This is a genomic window from Entomohabitans teleogrylli, assembly GCF_001484765.1.
GTDB classification, from domain to species: Bacteria; Pseudomonadota; Gammaproteobacteria; order Enterobacterales; family Enterobacteriaceae; genus Entomohabitans; species Entomohabitans teleogrylli.
Window position 1 is genome coordinate 669,714 of sequence record NZ_KQ947376.1, and the last position, 24,405, is coordinate 694,118.

The 24,405-nt window shown below is 55.2% G+C and carries 19 protein-coding genes and 1 other annotated feature; of the genes, 9 read left to right on the plus strand and 10 right to left on the minus strand.

Annotation, left to right across the window (positions count from 1 at the left end; genetic code table 11):
* Window positions 1-16: 16 nt before the first annotated feature.
* From acnA to topA, 4 genes are all read right to left on the minus strand, one after another.
* Window positions 17-2,689, minus strand: a complete 2,673-nt coding sequence (gene acnA, locus AQ981_RS03085; protein ID WP_058910269.1) for an aconitate hydratase AcnA — start codon at window positions 2,687-2,689, stop codon at window positions 17-19.
* 410 nt (window positions 2,690-3,099) lie between these two features.
* Window positions 3,100-3,270, minus strand: coding sequence for a YmiA family putative membrane protein (locus AQ981_RS26790; RefSeq protein WP_082683128.1), 171 nt, complete (start codon window positions 3,268-3,270; stop codon window positions 3,100-3,102).
* A 281-nt stretch (window positions 3,271-3,551) separates the two neighbouring features.
* Window positions 3,552-4,526, minus strand: coding sequence for an HTH-type transcriptional regulator CysB (gene cysB, locus AQ981_RS03090; RefSeq protein WP_058910270.1), 975 nt, complete (start codon window positions 4,524-4,526; stop codon window positions 3,552-3,554).
* Window positions 4,527-5,029: 503 nt separating this feature from the next.
* Entirely contained in the window at window positions 5,030-7,627 is a 2,598-nt protein-coding gene (topA, locus tag AQ981_RS03095) for a type I DNA topoisomerase (RefSeq protein ID WP_058910271.1), read from the minus strand.
* Window positions 7,628-8,027: 400 nt separating this feature from the next.
* Between topA and AQ981_RS03100 the strand changes: the two genes are divergently transcribed.
* Window positions 8,028-8,279 (plus strand): YciN family protein, encoded by a 252-nt coding sequence (locus tag AQ981_RS03100; RefSeq protein WP_058910272.1) that lies wholly within the window; start codon window positions 8,028-8,030, stop codon window positions 8,277-8,279.
* A 44-nt stretch (window positions 8,280-8,323) separates the two neighbouring features.
* Here the strand turns inward: AQ981_RS03100 and sohB are convergent, their stop codons facing one another.
* A complete protein-coding gene (sohB, locus tag AQ981_RS03105) occupies window positions 8,324-9,373 on the minus strand; it encodes a protease SohB (protein ID WP_058910273.1) in 1,050 nt (349 codons plus the stop codon).
* A 262-nt stretch (window positions 9,374-9,635) separates the two neighbouring features.
* Here sohB and AQ981_RS03110 point away from each other — a divergent pair, with 262 nt between their 5' ends.
* Window positions 9,636-10,397, plus strand: coding sequence for a YciK family oxidoreductase (locus tag AQ981_RS03110; protein WP_058910274.1), 762 nt, complete (start codon window positions 9,636-9,638; stop codon window positions 10,395-10,397).
* Window positions 10,394-10,984, plus strand: a complete 591-nt coding sequence (gene cobO, locus AQ981_RS03115; protein WP_058910275.1) for a cob(I)yrinic acid a,c-diamide adenosyltransferase — start codon at window positions 10,394-10,396, stop codon at window positions 10,982-10,984. Before AQ981_RS03110 ends, cobO begins: the two co-directional genes overlap by 4 nt.
* Before the next feature lie 128 nt (window positions 10,985-11,112).
* On the opposite strand, the gene rluB is transcribed toward cobO, so the two are convergent.
* On the minus strand, window positions 11,113-11,988 hold the full coding sequence (rluB, locus tag AQ981_RS03120) for a 23S rRNA pseudouridine(2605) synthase RluB (protein WP_058910276.1): 876 nt from the start codon (window positions 11,986-11,988) through the stop codon (window positions 11,113-11,115).
* A gap of 230 nt (window positions 11,989-12,218) precedes the next feature.
* Here rluB and AQ981_RS03125 point away from each other — a divergent pair, with 230 nt between their 5' ends.
* On the plus strand, window positions 12,219-12,773 hold the full coding sequence (locus AQ981_RS03125; RefSeq protein ID WP_249226254.1) for a GNAT family N-acetyltransferase: 555 nt from the start codon (window positions 12,219-12,221) through the stop codon (window positions 12,771-12,773).
* 41 nt (window positions 12,774-12,814) lie between these two features.
* Here the strand turns inward: AQ981_RS03125 and AQ981_RS03130 are convergent, their stop codons facing one another.
* The 3 genes from AQ981_RS03130 to rnm are packed head-to-tail and all read right to left on the minus strand — an operon-like array spanning window position 12,815 to window position 16,279.
* Entirely contained in the window at window positions 12,815-14,737 is a 1,923-nt protein-coding gene (locus AQ981_RS03130) for a DUF2207 domain-containing protein (RefSeq protein ID WP_058910278.1), read from the minus strand.
* 43 nt (window positions 14,738-14,780) lie between these two features.
* Window positions 14,781-15,401 (minus strand): L-threonylcarbamoyladenylate synthase, encoded by a 621-nt coding sequence (locus AQ981_RS03135; protein ID WP_058910279.1) that lies wholly within the window; start codon window positions 15,399-15,401, stop codon window positions 14,781-14,783.
* Window positions 15,398-16,279: an RNase RNM gene (rnm, locus tag AQ981_RS03140; RefSeq protein ID WP_058910280.1), complete on the minus strand. Its 882-nt coding sequence runs from the start codon at window positions 16,277-16,279 to the stop codon at window positions 15,398-15,400. Before rnm ends, AQ981_RS03135 begins: the two co-directional genes overlap by 4 nt.
* Window positions 16,280-16,437: 158 nt before the next feature.
* Window positions 16,438-16,533: a sequence feature (Trp leader region), on the plus strand.
* A gap of 24 nt (window positions 16,534-16,557) precedes the next feature.
* Here rnm and AQ981_RS03145 point away from each other — a divergent pair.
* Genes AQ981_RS03145 through trpA form a run of 5 tightly spaced genes read left to right on the plus strand, consistent with a single transcriptional unit; the run spans window position 16,558 to window position 23,097 of the window.
* Complete coding sequence (locus AQ981_RS03145) at window positions 16,558-18,120, plus strand: anthranilate synthase component 1 (protein ID WP_058910281.1); 1,563 nt, start codon at window positions 16,558-16,560, stop codon at window positions 18,118-18,120.
* The gene (gene trpD / locus AQ981_RS03150; RefSeq protein WP_058910282.1) at window positions 18,120-19,715 is read left to right on the plus strand and encodes a bifunctional anthranilate synthase glutamate amidotransferase component TrpG/anthranilate phosphoribosyltransferase TrpD; all 1,596 of its coding nucleotides are present in this window, start codon (window positions 18,120-18,122) and stop codon (window positions 19,713-19,715) included. The genes AQ981_RS03145 and trpD overlap by 1 nt, the downstream gene beginning before the upstream one ends.
* A gap of 3 nt (window positions 19,716-19,718) precedes the next feature.
* The gene (gene trpCF / locus AQ981_RS03155; protein WP_058910336.1) at window positions 19,719-21,080 is read left to right on the plus strand and encodes a bifunctional indole-3-glycerol-phosphate synthase TrpC/phosphoribosylanthranilate isomerase TrpF; all 1,362 of its coding nucleotides are present in this window, start codon (window positions 19,719-19,721) and stop codon (window positions 21,078-21,080) included.
* A 14-nt stretch (window positions 21,081-21,094) separates the two neighbouring features.
* The gene (gene trpB / locus AQ981_RS03160) at window positions 21,095-22,288 is read left to right on the plus strand and encodes a tryptophan synthase subunit beta (protein ID WP_058910283.1); all 1,194 of its coding nucleotides are present in this window, start codon (window positions 21,095-21,097) and stop codon (window positions 22,286-22,288) included.
* Entirely contained in the window at window positions 22,288-23,097 is an 810-nt protein-coding gene (trpA, locus tag AQ981_RS03165) for a tryptophan synthase subunit alpha (protein WP_058910284.1), read from the plus strand. The genes trpB and trpA overlap by 1 nt, the downstream gene beginning before the upstream one ends.
* A 127-nt stretch (window positions 23,098-23,224) precedes the next feature.
* On the opposite strand, the gene ompW is transcribed toward trpA, so the two are convergent.
* Entirely contained in the window at window positions 23,225-23,857 is a 633-nt protein-coding gene (ompW, locus tag AQ981_RS03170) for an outer membrane protein OmpW (RefSeq protein ID WP_058910285.1), read from the minus strand.
* Window positions 23,858-24,405 lie beyond the last annotated feature (548 nt).

The following is a 24,405-nucleotide window of genomic DNA, read 5'->3' on the forward strand; positions in this document are numbered from 1 at the left end:
TTGCGCCGTCCAGATATCACAGCATGTTGCGGATCACATAGTGCAAAATGCCGTCGTTACGGTAGTAGGTCAGCTCTGTTGCCGTATCAATCCGGCAGCGACAACCGACGACCTCCTGACGACCATCCGGGCGAGTAAATGTAACATCCACCGTTCCCCCCGGCTGAAGCGCCTGCAGGCCGCTGATATCAATGGTCTCTTCACCGGTCAGGTTCAGAGTTTTACGGCTGGCGCCTTGCGGGAACTCCAGCGGTAAAATCCCCATACCGATCAGGTTGGAGCGGTGTATACGCTCGAACGACTCGGCAATCACCACCCGAACCCCAAGCAGACGCGGTCCTTTCGCCGCCCAGTCGCGGCTGGAGCCCGATCCGTACTCTTTGCCGGCAATGACCGCCAGCGGCGTTTGCTGCTCTTTATAGCGCATTGCCGCATCGTAAATAGACATCACTTCATCCCCCGGCAGCAGGCGAGTCATCCCCCCTTCCACTCCGGGCACCATCTCATTACGAATGCGGATGTTGGCAAAGGTACCGCGCATCATCACTTCGTGATTACCGCGACGCGAACCATAAGAGTTGAAATCTTTGCGCTCAACGCCGTGATTTTGCAAATAGCGCCCCGCCGGGCTTTCCGCTTTAATACTGCCCGCCGGGGAGATATGGTCGGTTGTGACTGAATCCCCGAGCATCGCCAGCACCCGGGCGCCGTGAATATCTACCACCGGATCGGGGTTTTTCCCCATCTCATCAAAAAACGGCGATAGCCGGATGTAAGTGGAGTCATCCTGCCAGTCATAAGTGGCAGAGCGGTTGACTTCAATCGCCTGCCACTCTGGGGTACCGGTAAAGACTTCCGCGTACTCCTTATCAAACATTGCCGTCGAGACCTGGGCAACCGCAGCGCTGATTTCCGCCGTTGAGGGCCAGATATCCTTCAAATACACCGGGTTCCCCTGACGGTCATGGCCCAGCGGTTCGCGGGTGAGATCGATATTCATGTTTCCCGCCAGCGCGTAGGCCACCACCAGCGGCGGAGAAGCCAGCCAGTTAGTTTTAACCAGCGGGTGAATGCGCCCTTCAAAATTACGGTTGCCGGATAACACCGCCCCGACAGTCAAATCGCCCTGACGGATAGCGTTTTCAATCGGCTCCGGCAGCGGGCCTGAATTACCGATACACGTGGTACAGCCGTAACCGACCAGATTAAAACCCAGTTCATCGAGGTATGGCGTTAACCCCGCCTTCGCCAGATAGTCAGAGACCACTTTCGAGCCCGGCGCCAGAGACGCTTTCACCCACGGCGCCGGGCGCAGGCCCAGCGTGACCGCTTTTTTCGCCAGCAAACCCGCTGCCATCAACACGCTGGGATTCGAGGTATTAGTACAGGAGGTTATCGCCGCAATCACCACGGCGCCATCCGGCAGCTCTTCATGCTGGCCGTTGAGATCATAACCTACAGGTTTGCGGTCTTTCTGCGCGTGATTAAGTTCCAGCGCATTACTGGCTGCAAACGCCTGCGGCACATTGCCCAGCGCCACGCGGTCCTGGGGGCGCTTCGGCCCGGCCAGACTGGCCCCGACCTCCCCCATATCCAGCGCCAGCGTACTGGTAAATACCGGCTCATCCCCCGGATGACGCCACATCCCCTGCGCTTTGGTATAGGCCTCCACCAGCGCAATCTGCTGTTCGCTGCGCCCGCTGAGGCGCATATAGTCGAGGGTGACCGCATCCACCGGGAAGAACCCGCAGGTCGCGCCATATTCCGGCGCCATATTGGCAATGGTGGCGCGATCGGCCAGCGGCAGGGAATCCAGACCATCACCATAAAACTCGACAAATTTACCCACTACGCCATGTTTCCGCAGCATTTGCGTCACCGTCAGCACCAGGTCGGTGGCGGTGATCCCTTCACGTAATTTCCCGGTCAGTTTAAAACCCACTACATCCGGGATCAGCATGGATACCGGTTGACCCAGCATGGCCGCTTCCGCCTCGATACCGCCAACACCCCACCCCAGTACGCCCAGGCCGTTGATCATCGTGGTATGGGAGTCGGTACCGACCAGCGTATCCGGCCAGGCGGTCAACTCGCCGTTAACCTCCTCACTCCATACCGCCTTGCCCAGATATTCGAGGTTTACCTGGTGGCAGATCCCGGTTCCCGGGGGAACTACCCGGAACTGACTGAACGCCTGCTGGCCCCAGCGTAAAAAAACATAGCGCTCGTGGTTACGCTCCATCTCCAGCCTGACGTTCTCCTCAAAGGCGTCATCATCGCCGAAATGATCGACCGTCACCGAGTGGTCAATGACCAGGTCGACGGGAGAAAGCGGGTTGACCTTCGCCACTTCGCCACCGAGTCGCTTCACCGCTTCGCGCATTGCCGCCAGGTCCACCACGGCGGGCACCCCGGTAAAATCCTGCATCAGAACTCTGGCCGGACGGTAGGCTATCTCTTTGTCGGCATGGGCGGTATGCAACCATCCTGCCAGCGCCTGGATGTCCTCTTCGGTTACAGACTCGCCATCCTGCCAGCGCAGCAAGTTTTCCATCAGCACCTTAAGTGACTTCGGCAGCCTGGCGATATCTCCCAGTTGACGGGACGCTTTCGGTAGACTGTAAAAATGCCAGGTCTGGTGATGAGCCTGCAGGGTATCCTTGCTGAGCTCGTGTAAGGTCAATGACATAGCTCCTCCTTCCAAATGACAAACTTTTTCGGGCAGAGACTTTTCCCGATCGATCTCATGGTTACCTTTAAAGATAACATAAAATTAACACAACATTTCGGTAACAACTCAAAATGATAAATTCACAGTTTTTTTAAATGACTATTATGTCTATGGCGAGGAGAAATATGCAGGAGCTGAATGAATAATAATTCAGGTAAATAGATTTGTTTAATTATTAACTGATGTATAAATTATCGACTGGATGTAAATATACGTGACCAGGAAACATAATATTTGCTGGCGAAGAATTTGTTGTATTAACATCCAGCATCAATGATAACCATTATGTTATTAAGGGTAAAAGTAACTTAGTAAAGAGTTGATATTTCCTGATGACTGAAGGTATCAGTTGTCATAAAACACCGGGCTCAGCTAAAAATACTCCACAGAACCAAAGCAACCGCGCACCAGAACAGGCCAGAAATCACGAAGACACCGATCCACGCCTTACGACGCAGCGCATAGTCTGGCTCACCGCTACCCGCGTTCTCAGACTTATTCGCGGAAATATAAATACCAAGATTAATCTTATCACTCATGAGAGCCCACCGATTTCTTTTGCTTATGACCTGGTCTTTCCATCCCCGATCTGCCTGGCAATAAGTCAGTTAACGGATGCTATCGCTTAAATAGTCTCCGGCAGACGTGCCTGATCAGGAATATATACTATACCTCAGAAATCGATAATCCAGAAAAATAATCAGCAATAAGAGAGTAACTTATCTATTAATAGACAAGACACATACAAATGTACATTAAATAATAATATGAAATTCATTGCATGAATGATATCGGCGCAGCACGCCGATATCGGGCTGAATTATTTGGCGGGTAACTTAATGTCTTTAAACATTGCCTCAATGTCTTCATTCGAGCGCAGGGCCACCGCAGTGTCCACCACATCACGGGTCAGATGCGGCGCAAAACGCTGAATAAAGTCATACATATAGCTACGCAGGAAGGTACTACGCCGGAAACCGATTTTCGTGGTGCTGTGGCTGAAGATATCATTAGTATCAATGCGTACCAGGTCGGGATCGGACACTGGATCCACCGCCATACTGGCTATCACACCTACCCCCAACCCGAGACGCACATAGGTCTTGATGACATCAGCGTCGGTAGCCGTAAAGACAATGCGCGGCGTCAGGCCCGCCCGATTAAACGCGGTATCCAGTTCTGAGCGGCCGGTAAAGCCAAAGGTGTAGGTCACCAGCGGATACTGGGCCAACTCTTCAATCGTCAGTGAGTTTTTTGACGCCAGCGGGTGATCCGGCGTTACCACGACTGAGCGATTCCAGTGGTAACAAGGAAGCATGACCAGGTCGTCATACAGATGCAGGGCTTCTGTAGCAATCGCAAAGTCGGCATTCCCTTTTGAGACCGCCTCGGCAATCTGCGTCGGCGAGCCCTGATGCATATGCAATGACACCCGCGGGTAGCGTTCAATGAACCCTTTAATTACCCCCGGTAGCGCATAACGCGCCTGAGTATGCGTGGTCGCGACATACAGCGATCCGCGATCTGGCCAGGTGTGCTCTCCGGCCACCGATTTGATGGCATCAACTTTTGAAAGCACTTCCCGGGCGATACGGATGATTTCCTGGCCGGCGGGCGTCACCTGGGTGAGATGCTTGCCGCTGCGGGCGAAGATCTGGATCCCCAGTTCGTCCTCCAGCATTCGAACCTGTTTACTGATGCCAGGCTGAGAGGTATACAACCCTTCCGCCGTGGAAGAAACGTTCAGATTGTGGTTGACCACTTCAACGATATAGCGCAACTGCTGTAGTTTCATGACATACCATCCGGGGTGAAAAATCAGCCAGAGAACCGGATCTAAGGCGATTGAATAATATACGGTTTAACCTGTCGGACGACGTCCTGGCCGACGTCCCGGCACACAGCCTGTAACAGGGCTATATGAACAGCAAACCGTAACCGGCAAGCGATTCATCCCTGAAGGACGAACGCCCGGCATACGATGTGTGCCGCCGCGGTTTTAGCTAAATGATTATGCTTATTACGATAGCGACGATAGTCACTATATCACTTATAGCTTATAAGTATAGGTGGGAAGAAAAAATAATATTATTGTTATAAACGGTAAAAGGCCGGTGTTAACCGGCCTGTGATTGATGACATATCTTATCGCCGAACTTGCCGCTTTCACCCGATAACAAACGCGCGCAATCGACCGATTTTCGGCTCATGACCACAAAGGAGGAAAAACCACGCTTTTCCTCCTTCGTCTGCATCTGAGGCCGGCGTTAACCGGCCCTGAAGAGAGGAAGGAAAGGCTTACTTTTTGGCTTCAACCCATTTGCCGTCAATGTAAAACATCGACCAGCCAGTGGCTTTACCGTTCGATTCAGACGCCACATACTGCTGCTTCGTTTTGCGGCTAAAGCGTACCATGGCCTTATTACCCTGCGGATCTGCCGCCGGTGCATCCGCCAGGTAACGCAACTTCTCCGGTAAACGATCCCGGAAACGCTGCAATTCCTCCACCAGCGGCGCACGGGTCTCGCGGGATTTCGGGAAAGTGTTCGCCGCCAGGAATACCCCGGCCGCACCATCACGCAGAACGAAATAGGCGTCAGATTTCTCGCAAGGCAGTTCAGGCAGCGGAACCGGATCCTCTTTCGGCGGCGCTACTTCGCCATTGCGCAGAATTTTGCGGGTGTTTTTACACTCGTCGTTGGTACAAGCCATGTATTTACCAAAACGCCCCATTTTGAGGTGCATTTCCGAACCACATTTCTCACACTCAACCACCGGACCGTCATACCCTTTAATGCGGAACTCACCTTCTTCGATTTCATAACCATCACAGCTCGGGTTATTACCGCAGACGTGCAGTTTACGCTTCGGATCGATCAGGTAACTGTCCATCGCCGTGCCGCACTTCGGACAACGACGTTTGGCGCGCAGCGCGTTGGTTTCCGCATCATCCCCTTCAAGTACATTGAGGACTTCATTTTCCGGCACCAGATTGATGGTGGTCTTGCAGCGCTCCTTCGGCGACAGCGCATATCCGGAGCAGCCGAGGAATACCCCGGTGCTGGCGGTGCGGATGCCCATCTTGCGCCCGCAGGTCGGGCAATCAATACTGGTCAACACCATCTGATTCGGACGCATCCCGCCTTCATCCGGATCTTTCTCTGCGGTTTCCAGTTGGCGGACAAAATCGCTGAAGAAGTTATCCAGTACCCCTTTCCACTCTTTCTCGTGGCTGGCAACCTGATCCAGACTATCTTCCATCTGCGCGGTGAAATCGTAATTCATCAACTCACGGAAGTTTTCTTCCAGGCGATCGGTAACAATTTCCCCCATCTTCTCAGCATAGAAACGGCGGTTTTCGACCCGCACATAACCGCGATCCTGAATGGTGGAAATGATCGACGCATAGGTCGACGGGCGACCAATACCACGTTTTTCCAGCTCTTTAACCAGCGATGCTTCGCTGAAGCGCGCGGCCGGCTTGGTGAAATGCTGCTCCGGCATAAGATCAATCAGGGAAAGCTCATCGCCCTGGCTGACCGACGGCAGAATACGATCCTCATCGCCTTTACGCAGCGCCGGCATGACCCGGGTCCAGCCGTCAAAACGCAGAATACGCCCGCGCGCCTTGAGGCGAAAATCCCCGGCCTCGACGGTCAGCGTGGTGGAGTCGTAACGCGCCGGCGTCATCTGACAGGCGACAAACTGACGCCAGATAAGCTGATAGAGTTTCTGGGCATCGGTTTCCATGTCTTTCAGGGATTCCGCCTCGACGCTCACATCCGAAGGACGGATCGCCTCATGCGCTTCCTGAGAGTTGTCTTTACTGGCGTATTGATTCGCGCTGCCCGGCAGATATTTTTCGCCGAACTGGCCTTCAATATAACCGCGCACCATATTCAGGGCATCCTGGCTCAGGTTAGTGGAGTCAGTACGCATATACGTGATGTAGCCCGCCTCATACAGGCGCTGCGCCAGCATCATGGTTTTCTTGACGCCATAGCCCAGGCGGGTACTGGCGGCCTGCTGCAGCGTCGAGGTGATAAACGGCGCCCCCGGTTTGCTGGAAGTCGGTTTATCTTCCCGTTCAAGAACGCTATAGCGCGCTTTTTCCAGCAGACTGACCGCCGCCATAGTCTCTTCGCGATTGCCGGGACGGAACGGTTTATCTTTCTGATGCGTCACCTCTACCGGTAACGAATCACCGGATGGCGTAGCCAGCGTCGCGCCCACTTCCCAGTACTCTTCCGGAACAAAGGCTTTGATTTCACGCTCGCGCTCAACCACCAGGCGAACAGCAACCGACTGCACCCGGCCAGCGGACAGGCCGCGGGCAATCTTTTTCCACAATAGCGGGGAAACCATGTACCCCACCACGCGATCCATAAAACGGCGCGCCTGCTGCGCGTTAACGCGATCGATATTCAGTTCGCCAGGCTGCTCAAACGCCTGACGAATGGCATTTTTGGTAATTTCGTTGAAAACAACGCGACTATAGCGTTTCTCATCACCGCCGATCACTTCCCGCAGGTGCCAGGCAATGGCCTCCCCTTCGCGGTCAAGGTCGGTTGCGAGGTAGATGTGATCGGCTTTTTCAGCCAATGCTTTGAGTTCGGATACCACCTTTTCTTTACCAGGCAGTACTTCATAGTGCGCGTCCCAGTGATGCCATGGGTCGATGCCCATGCGATTCACCAGGGCGCTACGTTCATCTTTTTTAGCCTTTTTGGCTTTACCTGAGGATGCTGAGTCAGCGCTCTTTTTTTGTACCGACCCACTGGTCGGCAGATCGCGGATATGACCGACGCTGGATTTCACCACGTAGTCACTACCGAGATATTTGTTGATCGTTTTGGCTTTTGCCGGGGACTCAACAATGACGAGAGCTTTACCCATTTTCACCTTTACCTAATGTAATTCTTCCTGGAATACGTCGCGCCACGTTTGAACTGAATCCCTTCGGACGACGAGCCGCTTTTATAATTGCGGCACTACACAGGGATATCAAGCCCCACCCGACGAATGCTGATGGCGTCAGCACCACACAGACGGGCGGCGAATTGTACGACAACGCGTAACGACACGACGATTTACGGTTGAATGTCAAGCAATTCTGTTGCCAGATCTGCGAAAGCGTCACACTCTACCTGATAAAATTCGATACGCAACTTTATTAGCATGCAAAAGTGATTCTCGCCACCATGGTTTACAATGGTCTACGCAAACAAAGCCCTTTGAAAATTTGCGCTTACCGCACGGCGCCACGTAAACTATGGCCGTTTGTAAGGAGAATTTTATGCGCGCAGAAACCCAACCTATCGATCGACAATCCCTGCTGGCGGAAGCCAACCAGTTACTGCGGGAACACGAAGACTATATGACAGGTATTGAAGCCACCAGCGTGGAGCAAAAAAACGGTGTGCTCATTTTCCGCGGCGAATACTTTCTGGACGCGCAGGGCCTGCCAACCCCCAAAAGTACCCAGGTCTTTAATTTGTTCAAATATCTGGCTCACGTACTGTCCGAGAAATATCACCTCGAAGAATAGTTCACCTGAACGTAATGTGCCGCCCGCGGGCGGCACATTAACATTCAGACCAGCGGATTCTGACCGCGCTGCCACCAGCGCAACAGCAGACGATCGACGCTTTTCGCCGCGCTGCCGGTAACGCGATCCACGACACCTTTGCGAGGGATGTAGCGAACGCCGATTGCTTCATGGCTCTGGATCCGAGCCAGCAGCCAGTCATCGCTGGTGCCAATCTCATCCACCAGACCTTTATCACTAGCCTGAGTACCGTACCAGTGTTCGCCGGTGGCGACAGCGTCGATATCCAGCGCCGGTCGCATAGCGTGAACAAATTGCTTAAACAACAGATGCGTATCGTTGAGATCTTCGCGGAATTTTTCACGCCCTTCCTGAGTATTTTCACCAAACAGCGTCAGGGTGCGTTTATATTGACCCGCGGTATGTAATTCGATATCGATATCATTGCGCTTGAGCAAACGGTTGAAGTTCGGGATCTGCGCCACCACGCCGATAGAGCCAATAATGGAGAATGGCGCCGCAATGATAGTGTTCGCCACGCAGGCCATCATGTAGCCACCGCTGGCTGCCACTTTATCTACCGCAACCGTTAACCGAATATTACGTTCGCGCAGACGCTGGAGCTGAGATGCCGCCAGCCCATAGCCGTGTACTACGCCGCCCGGGCTTTCCAGACGCAGCAGGACTTCATCCTCCGTACCGACCACCGCCAGTACCGCCGTGATCTCCTCGCGCAGCGAATTCACCTCGTGGGCGTCCATACTGCCTTTAAAATCGAGCACATACAGTTTTGGCTTCACCGAGCTGCTGGTATCTCCCCGCCGCGCCCGGGCTTTCGCCTCTTTCGCCTCCAGCTTCAGTTTCTTTTTATGGCCTTTATGCCACAGCTTCTGCTGATGAGGCTCGAGCAGCGAAACCTGCATCTCGTCCCGCATGTGCTGGTACTGCTCGCTCAGACGCGTGACTTTCAGTTCCCCGGTTCGCTGTTTCTTGCGCTGCGAAAGGTTAATAACAATCGCGGCAATGATCCCAATCACCACCACTACGGCGGCCAGTTTGGCCAGGAATAGTCCATAATTTGACAATAAATCCACGTTTCCGCCCTGCTTTTAAAGCATTAAAGATGTCCCTGATTATACCCGGCAGTACCGGGCACGTCCTGCATCAACTATATACGCTGCGATCCATTTTCCTGAATTTCCTTCGGGTAATGAAATCTTTGCAAAATGTTAACCCGGGCTATCATCACCCGACGGCTGATTGAAATCACCCCTGGTTTCAGGCATAAACCCAGAATCAGAAAAGTGAAAAGACGCAGAGCCTGCGCGGCGCTGACGCAGGCGCGAGGAGAGTAAGGTGCATTACCAACCTAAAAACGATTTATTGCAGCAGCGGATTATCCTGGTCACCGGCGCCAGCGACGGTATTGGTCGGGAAGCGGCATTAACCTACGCCCGTTTTGGCGCCCAACTGGTTCTGCTGGGACGTAACGAGGAGAAGTTGCGCGCCGTAGCACAGCAGATTTGTAATGAAAGCGGCCATATGCCGCCGTGGTTTACTCTCGACTATGCCACGGCAAGCGCTGAAGAGTGCCAGCAACTCGGCGCCCGGCTTACCGGCCTTATTCCCCGGCTGGATGGGGTATTACATAATGCCGGCATATTAGGCGAAGTGGCGCCTATGGCCGAGCAGGATCCCCGTCGCTGGCAGGAAGTCATGCAGGTTAATGTCAACATCACCTTCTTTCTGACCCAGGCGCTGCTTCCTTTATTACTGAAATCCGAATCTGGCTCTCTGGTGTTCACCAGTTCCAGCGTCGGTCGCCAGGGGCGCGCTAACTGGGGCGCCTATGCGGTCTCAAAATTCGCCACCGAAGGCATGATGCAGGTACTGGCGGAAGAGTATAAGCAACATAATTTGCGGGTTAACTGCATCAATCCGGGAGGAACGCGGACGAAAATGCGCGCCAGCGCCTTCCCGACGGAAGACCCCAATAAACTCAAAACACCGGCCGATCTAATGCCGCTTTATCTGTGGTTAATGGGCGATGATAGCCGCCGTAAAACCGGGATGAGTTTTGATGCCCAACCGAATCGTAAACCGGGGATAGCAGAATGAGTGATGAACGTTACCGCGAGCGCCAGCAAAAGATGAAAGACAACGTCGATGCGCGGGTGGCCGCCGCCCAGCAGGAGCGGGGAATTATTATTGTTTTTACCGGCAACGGCAAAGGCAAAACCACAGCGGCTTTCGGCACCGCGACCCGCGCCGTGGGTCATGGCAAGAAAGTCGCTGTCATTCAGTTTATTAAGGGGCAATGGCCTAACGGCGAACGCCAGTTACTTGAGCCGCATGGCGTTGAATTTCAGGTCATGGCGACAGGATTTACCTGGGAAACCCAGAATCGGCAAACCGACACCGAAGCCTGCCTGGCCGTGTGGCAGCACGCCCGTCGGATGCTGGCGGACGCCACTATCGATATGGTAATCCTCGATGAGCTGACCTATATGGTGGCTTATGACTATCTGCCGCTGGATGAAGTACTGAGCGCGCTGCAATCCCGCCCGGTTCACCAGACGGTGATTATTACCGGGCGCGGCTGCCACCGGGATATTCTGGAACTGGCCGACACGGTCAGCGAACTGCGGCCGGTAAAACATGCTTTCGAGGCCGGAATCAAAGCGCAGCAAGGGATTGATTACTGATCAATCACTACCGGGTTTACTGGCTGAAAGTCGGCGTGGAAGTAAAAAGAGCCCTTCTCCAACCCGTCGATAAATGACAAAAAAGGATGGCCACAGCCATCCTTTTTTAATGCTCTGCCCGGCAATCGTCAGGCTCCGCTACGGCCACCGCCGCTGCGTCGTGAACTGGTCACTTTACTGTGTCGCTTCACGGCCCGGCGAATCTGATTCGCTTTCAGGCGACGGCGATCTTTTTCCACCGCAACCTTGCTGTCGGTCTCAGGTTGCAACCCCACCAACTCGCGCAGGTAGTTGGTGTTTTTCAGATCCAGTTCCGTCCAGCCGCCGCGCGGCAGCCCTTTCGGCAGCGTGATATCACCGTAGCGTACGCGGATCAGACGGCTTACCTGAACCCCCGCCGCTTCCCACAGACGGCGAACCTCCCGGTTGCGCCCTTCGGTCAGCGTCACGTTGTACCATTGGTTGATACCTTCGCCGCCAGTGAAGCGAATGGTTTTAAACGCCGCCGGGCCATCTTCAAGCTGAACCCCACGGGTCAGCTCCTGAATCTTACTCTCTTCGACCTGACCAAAAACGCGCACCGCATATTCGCGCTCCACTTCCCGGCTGGGATGCATCAGGCGGTTAGCCAGCTCGCCGTCGGTGGTAAAAAGCAGCAGGCCGCAGGTATTCACGTCCAGACGCCCAACGGCAATCCAGCGCGCCCCGCGTAATTTCGGCAGACGGTCAAAAACCGTTGGCCGTCCTTCCGGATCGCTGCGGGTACACAGCTCGCCTTCCGGCTTATAATAGGCCAGTACCCGGCAAATCTGATCGGCCGTTTCGCGGATCGAAATCAGATGACCATCGATACGGATGCGTAACGCAGGCGTAATCTCAACGCGATCGCCGAGCGTGGCGATTTTTCCGTCCACGCTGACGCGGCCTGCGGAGATGATTGCTTCGATTTCACGACGGGAGCCATGGCCGGCACGAGCCAGCACTTTCTGTAACTTTTCGCTCATTGAGCTTCCTCGGGTGTCGCCTTCACAGGCGTCTGATGTATTCTAAAAAGCGAGTTAAAACAACTCACTGATATCAAAGATATTCAGCATGGCAATTCGTTTGTCATACCACGCGCCATGCGTGATGATTTGTGGCCGCACATACTACACTAATTTTAGTGCAAATGTGCGACTAATCACGCAACACAGACGTCGTCTGACAGCAATACACCAATATTATGGAAATAACTATGTCCCCCGACTCGCCACGCCTTCACTACGCGCCGCTTTGCGAAACCGACTGGCCGTTTTTTCTGGCGCTGAATCTCGACCCTGATGTAATGCGCTATGTCGCCGATCTGCGCCCGGCGGACGCCATCCGTCGCGAGGCATTCGACAGCCGCCTTGCGCCCTGGTATCCCGGTAGCCAGCACTGGCTATGCCTGGTATTACGAGAAAAACAGTCCGGCAAACCGGTGGGGGTTACCGGCTTTATTGACCGCGGCGACGGCATCGCCGAAACCGGGTTCCTGCTCAGCCCGGCCTTCCAGCAGCGCGGTTATGGTTATGAGTCTCTCATGGCGATTTGTGAACTGGCTTTCAGCCATTATGGATTCCGCAAGCTGACCGCCAGCGTCACCTGTGACAACCTGGGGTCAAAAGCGCTGCTGGAAAAATGTGGTTTTCAGCAGGAAGGAACGCTACGCCAGAACTATTTCCTGAATGGCGCCTGGCAGGACGACTGGATATTTGGCCTGCTGAATCACGAATTTACCTCGCCGCGATCGCTGCCTCCGCCGCGCTGACTGTGACAACGTCACCTTAACGGTATCGACGCGCCACAACCTCACCAGCCACCGCCTCCACCACCACCGGAGCCGCCGCCAGAGAAGCTCCCGCCAACAGAACTGCCGCCGCCGAACGACGCTGGCAGTGACCCATGAACGCGGCAATTATGCATCAGCAACGTCAGGCTGCCCGCACGGACGATTTCCGGAACGCTGATCGCCGCGCTTAACTGTCGCTGAAGATGTCGCACCCACAGGCTGCCGCTATCGATCGCCACAGCCCACGGCAGTAAAGACTCATCCAGCGTCTTACCCTTACGGGCCAGTTTTTCCTGACTGATAAGCCAGTGGGCCACTCCCCGGGCCCTTGCCGCCCGCGCCTGACCCTGTTGGGTATAAAACGGCATCAAGGCATAGAAAAGAGAGCCCAGGTAACCGCTCAGCATCAGCGCGCCATAATAGCCAGCAGACATATACCAGTAATGGCCATCACCATCATTCAGTTTGTTGCTCAGCAGGATATAAAAGACAAACGATGCCAGAGGGATAAAAATCAGCCTCAACAAAGGGCCATACAGCGATTTTTTCTCATCGCGCCGAACACTCAAAAAAAATGCGCAAAACCCCAGCGGCAACATAAAAAAGAGCCACCCCAGAATATCTTTGAGAATATCGCGACCATCACAACCATCAGTTGTGCAGAAAGCAATAATGATTGCCGCCAGCGAGGCTCCGGCAGCCAGTAATATGAACCAGCCGTTGCGATAAACATCCCCTTTTCTGCGCTGCTCGTCATACTGTGCCATCTTCAAAAATGCCTTTCTGACACTTTTATTGCGTTTACCGTATAACGCCAACGTCGCCGTTTTACCAAACAGTAAATCCTTCAGATAGCGCTCTTCCAGGGTCAGGGCAGCAGGCTGCCATTGCGACAACACCAGGTACTGTTTCTGATCATCGCCTGCTACTTTCCGCAGCTCAATCACCTTTTTGATTATCAGATTGACGATATCGGCACAGAATGCTTTTTCGTCATAAACACCGAAATGCGCCAGACGCAAAAAACCGGGAGAAAACTCATCCGCAATCCCTTTAACCCGCGGCGCCTCACAGGGTGTATAGCGCGGCCAGCGCGTCGCAAAACCGACACACAGCAGAGCCAGTAATCCACAAGGTAGCCACGGCAACAGAGAATGCCATGATGAAGGAATCAATAAATGACCAAACAATGAAGTGGTTTTCGGTGCCGTCGCCGCCGGCAATACCGACAATGGCCAACTGTAGAGAACTGTAAGTCCTTCCCTGTAGCGCAGCGGAGCTTGCGATTCGACACGACCGTCGGCCAGCACCTGCCCGCGGAGGCCTTTTTCTCCGTAGCGACCGGTGAAGAACTCAATCCCACCGATGCGCGTATCCCGCCCCTCGCTATTGCGCCAGGCAACAGCATCCGGCAGATGCAGCGTAAAACGCGCCTTATAAATGGGAAACGCCCAATCATTACCGGTCACGTTCCACAGCAAAACATCGCTGCCCCTGGCGCGCAGAAAATGATTTCCGATCCGATAGCGAATCTGGTACTGGTGGTCGCCATATTCCAGCAAGCGCCCGGCATCACCAATGATAATCTCCAGGTGAGCGCCGCGATGGCGTACCGCCCAGGGCTCTGGTTGACCATTGCGCAGCACCTCAACAACCTGGTAGTGAAGAAACGCACTCTTGCGGTCCGGACGTACCCAGCGCAGCGGTAATGAACGCCAGAAACCGTGGTTAATCTGTCGATTACGCACCTGTAGAGAGATACGTTCGACGACATCCATCATTCCGTCAGGCAGCATAGTGGCCTGCACATCAAATAACGTGATGGCTTCTTGTGCAGAATTGGCTGTTGCCTCCCGGGACTGAGCCCGGGCAACGCTGCAAAGGATAAAAGAGATAACCCACAGCAGAATGACGGCACGCCACAGCGCGCGAGAATTCAGCATAGCGATTCCTTCCGTGGAATACCGGCCTCAGGCAGGCCAGGGTTTATAAGAAAGGTTTGACGTCGCCGACCCCTTCACGCACGACCACCGGCGCATCATCAGTGAGATCAATCACTGTCGTCGGCTGCTGGCCGAGATACCCGCCGTGGATAATCAAATCCACCTGCTTCTCCAGCCGCTCTTTGATCTCATCCGGGTCAGATTCAGTAAATTCGCTCCCCGGCAACATCAACGATGTGGAAAGCATTGGTTCATTGAGCGCTTCCAGCAGCGCCAGGGCGATCGGGTTAGACGGTACCCGCAGGCCGATGGTTTTACGTTTCTCCTGCAACAAACGACGCGGCAACTCTTTGGTTCCCTTCAGGATAAAAGTGTAATTTCCCGGGGTGTTGTTTTTGATTAACCGGAATGCCACGTTGTCCACGTAAGAATAATTAGACAGCTCCGACAGGTCGCGGCACATCAGGGTAAAGTTGTGGCCGTCCGGCAACTGGCGGATATGTCGGATACGGTCCATCGCCGCTTTGTCCTCAACTTTACAGCCAAGGGCATAGCCGGAATCCGTCGGGTAGACGATAACTCCGCCCTTACGCAGGATCTCCACCGCCTGGCTAATGAGCCGCGGCTGCGGGTTATCCGGATGAATATAAAAAAACTGACTCATGCTCCCCTCTCTTCAACAGACGCTGACGACTCCCAGGCTGACCACACCGGGGTCAGATCGTCGGGAAGGCGCAAATTACGCCCTAACTCAATCCACGGGCATGACTGATGAAAATCAGAGCCCTGCGATGCCAGCAAATGATATTGTCTGGCCAGTTGCGCCAGTTGGCTGCGTTCATGCGGCGCCTGCTGACACTGCGCCACTTCCATTGCATCCCCCCGGGCAGCGGCGAAATCGGCCAGTAGACGCTTCAGCCATTTTGCGCTCAACCGGTATCTGCCCGGATGCGCCAGTACCGCTACGCCGCCGGAATGATGAATAGCATCAATAGCTTGTTTTATTGTACACCACTGCGGGGGAACATATCCGGTTTTCCCCTTCGCCAGATAAGATTTAAATACCCCGGCGATGGTCGATGCCCGGCCATCTTCCACCAGGAAGCGGGCAAAATGGCCGCGGGTGATCGCACCGCCGTTCGCATAGCGCGCTGCCCCTTCCCAGGCACCCGGTATACGGGCTTTTTCCAGTCGTTCGGCAATTATCTGCGCCCGCAGTATCCGACGTTCTGACTGCTCTTCAAGTAACGCGCACAGCGCCGGATGGCGGGTATCGATAGCTAAACCGACAATATGGATTTCGTGGTTTTCCCATAGCGTTGATATCTCGACGCCGTCTACCAGCGTCAGCGCCAACTGGTTCTCCACAATCGCCGCGCGAGCGGGTCCCAGCCCGGCGGTGGTGTCGTGATCGGTAATCGCCAGCGTGGAAATCCCCATCTCAACGGCGCGCAGCACCAGTTGCTGTGGAGTTAACAGACCGTCGGAAGCCGTTGTATGACTGTGTAAATCGTAGCGACACCTTGAGGTTAGTGGATGCAAAATAGCTCCTGTGGGCGAAAAAAATTCAGCATTTACGCTCCATAATAACGATTGTTGATAAAGATCAAAAATGTCTATTGACTTTCCACCCTCGAACCAGTTAACTAGTACGCAAGTTCACATGAGGGGTATCTGACATGACAGCAGCAATGATTCTGAACCGTTGGTGGCGCACGACCTGACATGGGCCGTGAGATGACGCCTGCTTAATTGCAGCATAAGATACCCGGCCCGCATCATGCGGGCTTTTTTGTAGCTAAAAAACGAGAACCAAAAAGATGCAGACATTCAAACCCACGCTGGAATTGCTCACCTGCGACGCCGCATACCGTGACAATCCCACGGCCTTATTTCACCAGGTTTGTGCCGATCGCCCTGCCACGCTGCTACTGGAATCGGCGGATATCGACAGTAAAGACAATCTGAAAAGCCTGTTGCTGGTCGACAGCGCGCTGCGCATTACCGCCATGGGTGACACCGTCACCATCAAAGCACTTTCCCGCAATGGCGCGTCGCTGCTGCCTTTACTGGATGCGGCGCTGCCCGCCGGCGTAGACAACCAGCCGCAACCGGACGCCCGGATACTGCGTTTCCCGGCGGTCAGCGCGTTGCTCGATGAAGACGCTCGTCTGTGTTCCCTGTCGGTATTCGACGTATTTCGGGTGCTGCAAAACGTGGTAAACGTACCGCAAAGCGAGCGGGATGCGATGTTCTTCGGCGGTCTGTTCGCCTATGACCTGGTGGCCGGATTCGAAGACCTGCCGACGGTGGAGCATACCACCCGCTGCCCGGATTATTGCTTCTACCTCGCGGAAACCCTGCTGGTCATTGACCATCAGAAAAAAATCACCCGCATCCAGATGAGTCTGTTTACCCCCGATGAGCAAGAGAAACAGCGCCTTGCGCAGCGCGCCGACCATCTGAAACAGCAGTTGCTGAGCGAACCGCCTGCGCTGCCGGTGCAAAAAATCGCCGCCATGCGCTGCGACTGCAACCAGAGTGATGAAGAGTACGGCGCCGTGGTGCGCAATATGCAGAAAGCCATCCGCGCCGGCGAAATTTTCCAGGTGGTACCTTCCCGCCGCTTCTCGCTGCCCTGCCCGTCACCGCTGGCCGCTTATGAAGTGCTGAAAAACAGCAATCCCAGCCCGTATATGTTCTTTATTCAGGATCAGGATTTCACGCTGTTCGGCGCTTCGCCGGAAAGCTCGCTGAAATATGATGCCACCAGCCGCCAGATTGAAATCTACCCCATCGCCGGCACCCGTCCGCGCGGCCGCCGCGCCGATGGCTCCCTGGACCGCGATCTGGACAGCCGCATCGAACTGGAAATGCGCACCGATCACAAAGAGCTTTCTGAACACCTGATGCTGGTCGATCTGGCGCGTAATGACCTGGCGCGGATTTGCACCCCGGGCAGCCGCTATGTCGCCGATCTGACAAAAGTCGACCGTTACTCTTTCGTTATGCATCTGGTCTCCCGGGTGGTGGGTGAACTGCGCGAAGATCTCGACGCCCTACACGCCTATCGGGCCTGCATGAACATGGGTACCCTGAGCGGCGCGCCGAAGGTTCGCGCGATGCAGCTTATCGCCAATGCGGAAGGTACGCGGCGCGGTAGCTACGGCGGCGCCGTTGGCTACTTCACCGCCCATGGCGATCTGGATACTTGTATTGTTATTCGTTCCGCTTATGTTGAAGACGGCGTCGCCACTATTCAGGCCGGCGCCGGCGTGGTACTGGATTCCGTTCCCCAGTCGGAAGCGGATGAAACCCGCAATAAAGCCCGCGCCGTACTGCGCGCCATCGCGGCCGCCCACCACGCACAGGAGACTTTCTGATGGCTGATATTCTGCTGCTCGATAATATCGACTCTTTTACTTACAACCTGGCGGATCAGCTGCGGGCGAGCGGACATAACGTGGTGATCTACCGCAATCATGTACCGGCTCAGGCGCTGATCGACAGGCTGGGCACCATGAAGAATCCGGTGCTGATGCTCTCTCCTGGCCCGGGCGTACCGAGCGAAGCGGGCTGTATGCCGGAACTGCTGATCCGCATGCGCGGTAAAGTGCCGATTATCGGTATCTGCCTCGGCCACCAGGCGATTGTCGAAGCCTACGGCGGCTATGTCGGCCAGGCCGGCGAGATCCTGCACGGCAAAGCATCCAGTATTGAACATGACGGCAAGGCCATGTTCGCCGGGCTGATGAATCCGCTGCCGGTGGCGCGCTACCATTCACTGATTGGCAGCAATATCCCGGCCGGTCTGACTATCAATGCTCACTTTAACGGTATGGTGATGGCTGTACGCCACGATACCGATCGGGTATGCGGTTTCCAGTTTCACCCGGAATCTATTTTGACCACTCAGGGCGCCCGTCTGCTGGAGCAGACGCTGGAATGGGCGCTGAAAACCGCGCAAGAGAAGAACCTGATTCAGCCGATTCTCGACAAACTATACCAGGCCCAGACCCTGAGCCGGGAAGAGAGCCACCAGCTATTTTCCGCCATTGTTCACGGCGAGCTGAAGCCGGAGCAGTTAGCCGCCGTGCTGGTGAGCATGAAAGTACGCGGCGAGCACCCCAATGAAATTGCCGGCGCCGCTTCAGCCCTGCTTGACGACGCCGCGCCGTTCCCGCGTCCTGATTACCTGTTCGCCGACATCGTCGGGACCGGCGGCGACGGCAGTAATAGTATCAATATTTCCACCGCCAGCGCTTTTGTCGCCGCCACCATGGGTTATCGGGTAGCCAAGCACGGCAACCGCAGCGTCTCCAGCCGTTCCGGCTCTTCCGACCTGCTGGCGGCCTTTGGTATCAACCTTGACATGAGCGCGGAGAAATCCCGGGAAGCGCTGGACGAACTGGGGGTGTGCTTCCTGTTCGCGCCCAAATATCACACCGGTTTCCGCCACGCCATGCCGGTACGCCAGCAGTTGAAAACCCGTACTCTTTTCAATGTCCTCGGGCCATTGATTAACCCGGCGCACCCGCCGCTGGCGCTCATCGGCGTCTATAGCCCGGAACTGGTGCTGCCTATCGCGGAAACCCTGCGCGTACTGGGCTATCAGCGGGCGGCGGTGGTCCACAGCGGCGGTATGGACGAAGTCTCGCTGCATGCCCCAACCGTGGTGGCCGAACTACGCGATGGCGCCATTGAAAGCTATCAACTCACCGCCAGCGACTTTGGCCTGACGCCGTATACCAAAGAGGCGCTGGCCGGCGGCACGCCGGAAGAAAACCGTGACATTCTTACCCACCTGTTACAAGGTAATGGCGAAAGCGCGCATGAGGCGGCGGTTGCCGTTAACGTCGCCATGCTGATGCGCCTGTTTGGTAAAGAAGACCTGAAGGCCAACGCCGGAGAGGTGATTGAGGTACTGCGCAGCGGCGCCGTTTATGATCGGGTTACAGCCCTGGCAGCAAGAGGATAAATGATGCAGGAAACCGTATTAACCAGAATCGTCGCGGACAAGGCGATTTGGGTGGAAGCTCGCAAACAGCAGCAGCCTCTGGCCAGTTTTCAGAACGACATCGTCCCCAGTAGCCGCAGCTTTTATGATGCGCTGCAGGGCGCCAGAACGGCATTTATTCTGGAATGCAAAAAAGCATCGCCGTCAAAAGGGTTGATTCGTGAGGACTTCGATCCTGAGCGGATTGCCGGGGTCTATAAACACTACGCTTCCGCGATTTCGGTACTGACGGATGAGAAATACTTCCAGGGCAGCTTTGATTTCCTGCCAATTGTCAGCCGGACCGTCACGCAGCCGGTACTGTGTAAGGATTTCATTATCGATCCCTACCAGATTTACCTCGCCCGATACTACCAGGCCGATGCCTGCCTGCTGATGCTATCGGTGCTTGATGACCAGCAGTATCGTCAACTGTCTGCGGTGGCCCACAGTCTCAATATGGGTGTGCTAACCGAGGTCAGTAATGAAGCGGAACTGGAGCGGGCCATCGCCCTGCAGGCACAGGTTGTGGGGATCAATAACCGCGATCTGCGCGATATGTCTATCGACCTGAACCGCACCCGGACCCTGGCCCCGCGGCTGGGCCATGGGGTGACCGTCATCAGCGAATCAGGTATTCACAACTATCGCCAGGTACGTGAATTAAGCCACTTCGCCAACGGTTTTCTGATCGGCTCAGCGCTGATGGAAGAGGACGATCTGGCCGGGGCGGTGCGCCGGGTCCTGTTAGGGGAAAATAAAGTGTGCGGGCTGACCCGCCCTGAAGATGCCCGCGCGGCTTACGAGACGGGCGCGGTATACGGCGGGCTGATTTTTGTGCCCTCTTCCCCACGCGCGGTGAGCGAAGAGCGCGCTCGCCAGCTCATCAGCACTGCGCCACTGCGCTACGTCGGGGTGTTCCGCAATACCGACATTACCGATGTCGCCCGTAAAGCGGATTTGCTCTCCCTGAGCGCCGTCCAGCTCCACGGCAGTGAAGATCAGGAATATATCGACGCGCTGCGCAGCCTGCTGCCTGAAAGTGTAGAAATCTGGAAAGCGCTAAGTGTGGGAGATACTTTACCGGCGCGCGACCTGAAACAGGTCGACAAATATGTGCTCGACAACGGCCAGGGGGGCAGCGGCAAACGTTTCGACTGGTCCCTGCTCAACGGCCAGACGCTGGATAATGTACTGCTGGCCGGCGGTCTGAGCGCCGACAACTGTGTGGAGGCCGCCTCCGTCGGCTGTCGCGGACTCGATTTCAATTCCGGTGTGGAATCCGCGCCGGGGATAAAAGATGCCAACAAGCTGGCGGCGGTCTTCCGGACCCTGCGGGCGTATTAAGGAAAAACATTCTCATGACAACATTGCTAAACCCCTATTTTGGTGAATTTGGCGGAATGTACGTGCCGCAAATTCTGATGCCGGCCCTGCGCCAACTGGAAGAAGCCTTTGTCAGCGCCCAGAGCGATCCGGAGTTTCAGGCCCAGTTCACCGACCTGCTGAAAAACTACGCCGGTCGCCCGACGGCCCTGACTAAGTGTCGCAATATTACCGCCGGCACCAACACCACCCTGTATCTGAAACGTGAAGATCTGCTGCACGGCGGCGCGCATAAAACCAACCAGGTACTCGGCCAGGCGCTGCTCGCCAAACGAATGGGTAAAACCGAGATCATCGCTGAAACCGGGGCCGGCCAGCACGGGGTGGCGTCGGCAATCGCCAGTGCGCTACTCGGGCTGAAGTGCCGTATCTACATGGGCGCCAAGGACGTTGAACGTCAATCACCGAATGTCTTCCGTATGCGCCTGATGGGCGCCGAAGTGATCCCGGTGCACAGCGGCTCCGCCACCCTGAAAGACGCCTGTAACGAAGCGCTACGCGACTGGTCCGGCAGCTACGAGAACGCCCACTACATGCTGGGCACCGCGGCCGGTCCGCACCCCTTCCCGACCATTGTGCGCGAATACCAGCGTATGATCGGCGAAGAGACAAAAGCACAGTTGCAGGAAAAAGAAGGTCGTCTGCCGGACGCGGTCATCGCCTGCGTGGGCGGCGGTTCCAACGCGATCGGGATGTTCGCCGACTTTATCAACGATACCAGCGTTAAACTCATCGGCGTCGAGCCTGCCGGGCACGGCATCGAAACCGGCGAGCACGGCGCGCCGCTGAAGCATGGCCGGGTCGGCATCTACTTCGGAATGAAATCGCCGATGATGCAAACTGACGAAGGGCAAATTGAAGAGTCCTATTCGATTTCCGCCGGCCTGGACTTTCCGTCCGTCGGCCCGCAGCACGCTTATCTGAACAGTACCGGCCGGGCGGATTACGTCTCGATTACTGATGACGAAGCGCTGGAAGCTTTCCAGGTGCTGTGTCGCCAGGAGGGGATCCTGCCAGCGCTGGAGTCTTCCCACGCGCTGGCCCACGCTCTGAAAATGATGCGTGAAAATCCGCAGCAAGAGCAATTGCTGGTGGTGAACCTGTCTGGCCGCGGCGACAAAGACATCTTTACTGTTCACGATATTCTGAAAGCACGAGGGGAAATCTGATGGAACGTTATGATCTGTTATTCAAGCGCCTGCAGGCCCGCCAGGAAGGCGCTTTTGTCCCCTTCGTCACGCTGGGCGATCCGTCGCCGGAACAGTCGCTGCGCATCATCGACAGCCTGATTGAAGGCGGCGCCGACGCGCTGGAACTGGGGATTCCGTTTTCCGATCCGCTGGCCGACGGCCCGACTATTCAGAATGCCACACTGCGCGCTTTTGCCTCCGGCGTCACCCCGAGCCAGTGTTTCGAAATGCTCGCGGCTATTCGCCAGAAGTATCCGGATATTCCCATCGGCCTGCTGATGTACGCCAATCTGGTATTCAACCGGGGTATTGATGAATTTTATGCGCTGTGCGCCAAAGTGGGCGTCGATTCGGTACTGGTCGCCGATGTGCCGGTGGAAGAGTCCGCGCCGTTCCGCCAGGCGGCGATGCGTCATAACGTCGCGCCGATTTTTATCTGCCCACCCAATGCGGATGATGAGTTGTTGCGGGAGATAGCCTCCCATGGCCGCGGATACACATACCTGCTTTCCCGGGCTGGCGTCACCGGCGCCGAAAACCGCGCCAGCCTGCCGTTACACCATCTGGTGGCGAAGCTCACGGAATATCACGCCGCGCCGCCGCTGCAGGGTTTCGGGATTTCCGAGCCGGCACAGGTTCGCGACGCTATCGCGGCGGGTGCCGCTGGCGCTATCTCCGGTTCAGCGGTAGTGAAGATTATCGAACGCAATATCGATAACCCGGCGGCAATGCTGCAGGAGTTAACCGCCTTTACCCGCAGTATGAAGGCAGCGACATTGAGCCATTGAGGGACTGTCAGGCGCCGTCCGACATGGGCGCGCCTGGTTTTGACGGGATACTTCAGGGAAATGGTATTTACAGGACAGAATCCGTCAACAGAAAGCAGGCCGCCGGTTGGCGGCCTGTAGAGAACTATCAGAAACGATAGCCCGCGGAGAACATGAATACCCACGGATCCAGGCGGGTGTTAATCGTATAATGCTGATCGCCCGCTTTGAATTTCACATCGGTGTCAATGTCCATGTACCAGACTGACATGTTGATCAACCAGTCGCGGTCAATCATATAATCCAGACCCACCTGCCCGGCCACGCCCCACGAATCTTTCAGGCTCAGATTGCTCAGGCCGGCGCCCTTACCGGTGTCGTTAAATTTCTCATCAAAGAATGTGGTGTAGTTTACGCCCACCCCAAGATACGGACGCAGTTTGGTTCCCGCATCGCCAAAGTACCACTGAGCCATCAGTGTCGGCGGCAGATGTCTGACAGTCGCGATATCACCGGTCGGCCCGAGACCGACTTTATGGCGGAACGGCGTCGCTGCCAGCAGTTCAATACCGATGTTCTCGGTCGCCATCCAGGTGAACGTCAGCCCCATCTGGGTATTGTTATTTACGTTAAAACCGCCCATGCCCAGAACGTTGTCTGAACCTTCGCTCGGTCTTACTGTTGCAGTACCGACGCGCATAAAGAACTCTCCCTCATCATGGGCGATTGCCGTCCCGGAGAGCGTGCTTAATGCTAACAATGCCACTGTTAACTTTTTCATATCCCTTCCCTCTACGTGGTTTTATTGATTCGCGCGTTGAATATACCTATTCGGGAGTATAATTTGATCCCCTCTCGATCACATTTTCTTCACTATTTTTACATTCAATGATCTGAATTAATTTTCTGTAAAACTTCGAAAAGGATAAATTCGATCTCGATCAATTTATGCCTGATGATTTAATTGCGTTTTTCGATGTCTCTCCCCAGGTAATATGTTGTCCTGTCTCACACTTTTGGCGATATTCAGGGGTAGTTATCACTGTGGCAGACTTCCGGGAGCGAATAATCCGTATTTTTGCAAAACGGCTGGTAGCCTGACGCGTTGCTACAGACATAACCCGATGATGAATTTGTATTTTTTTATTTGTTGAATTTATGAGTCATGTAACAAATCAGAACATTCATCGCCAGCCGATTTGGTCAGCGGATAGTCAACCTGCGCGCTGTTTTTTTACCAACCGCAGACATTTTTTTACACTACGACCTCGCGCTTGCGAGTGCGGCGATCCAATGGCGCACTATATGCGCTAAATCTGCGCAATCGCG

Coding starts and splice junctions, on each gene's coding strand:
- AQ981_RS03100 (WP_058910272.1), top strand. CDS start 8,028: ATGCGCGCAGAAACCCAACCTATCGATCGACAATCCCTGCTGGCGGAA.
- trpB (WP_058910283.1), top strand. CDS start 21,095: ATGACAACATTGCTAAACCCCTATTTTGGTGAATTTGGCGGAATGTAC.
- topA (WP_058910271.1), bottom strand. CDS start 7,627: ATGGGTAAAGCTCTCGTCATTGTTGAGTCCCCGGCAAAAGCCAAAACG.
- AQ981_RS03135 (WP_058910279.1), bottom strand. CDS start 15,401: ATGAGTCAGTTTTTTTATATTCATCCGGATAACCCGCAGCCGCGGCTC.
- cobO (WP_058910275.1), top strand. CDS start 10,394: ATGAGTGATGAACGTTACCGCGAGCGCCAGCAAAAGATGAAAGACAAC.
- AQ981_RS03145 (WP_058910281.1), top strand. CDS start 16,558: ATGCAGACATTCAAACCCACGCTGGAATTGCTCACCTGCGACGCCGCA.
- AQ981_RS03130 (WP_058910278.1), bottom strand. CDS start 14,737: ATGCTGAATTCTCGCGCGCTGTGGCGTGCCGTCATTCTGCTGTGGGTT.
- cysB (WP_058910270.1), bottom strand. CDS start 4,526: ATGAAACTACAGCAGTTGCGCTATATCGTTGAAGTGGTCAACCACAAT.
- AQ981_RS03125 (WP_249226254.1), top strand. CDS start 12,219: ATGTCCCCCGACTCGCCACGCCTTCACTACGCGCCGCTTTGCGAAACC.
- trpA (WP_058910284.1), top strand. CDS start 22,288: ATGGAACGTTATGATCTGTTATTCAAGCGCCTGCAGGCCCGCCAGGAA.
- AQ981_RS26790 (WP_082683128.1), bottom strand. CDS start 3,270: ATGAGTGATAAGATTAATCTTGGTATTTATATTTCCGCGAATAAGTCT.
- ompW (WP_058910285.1), bottom strand. CDS start 23,857: ATGAAAAAGTTAACAGTGGCATTGTTAGCATTAAGCACGCTCTCCGGG.
- acnA (WP_058910269.1), bottom strand. CDS start 2,689: ATGTCATTGACCTTACACGAGCTCAGCAAGGATACCCTGCAGGCTCAT.
- trpCF (WP_058910336.1), top strand. CDS start 19,719: ATGCAGGAAACCGTATTAACCAGAATCGTCGCGGACAAGGCGATTTGG.
- rluB (WP_058910276.1), bottom strand. CDS start 11,988: ATGAGCGAAAAGTTACAGAAAGTGCTGGCTCGTGCCGGCCATGGCTCC.
- trpD (WP_058910282.1), top strand. CDS start 18,120: ATGGCTGATATTCTGCTGCTCGATAATATCGACTCTTTTACTTACAAC.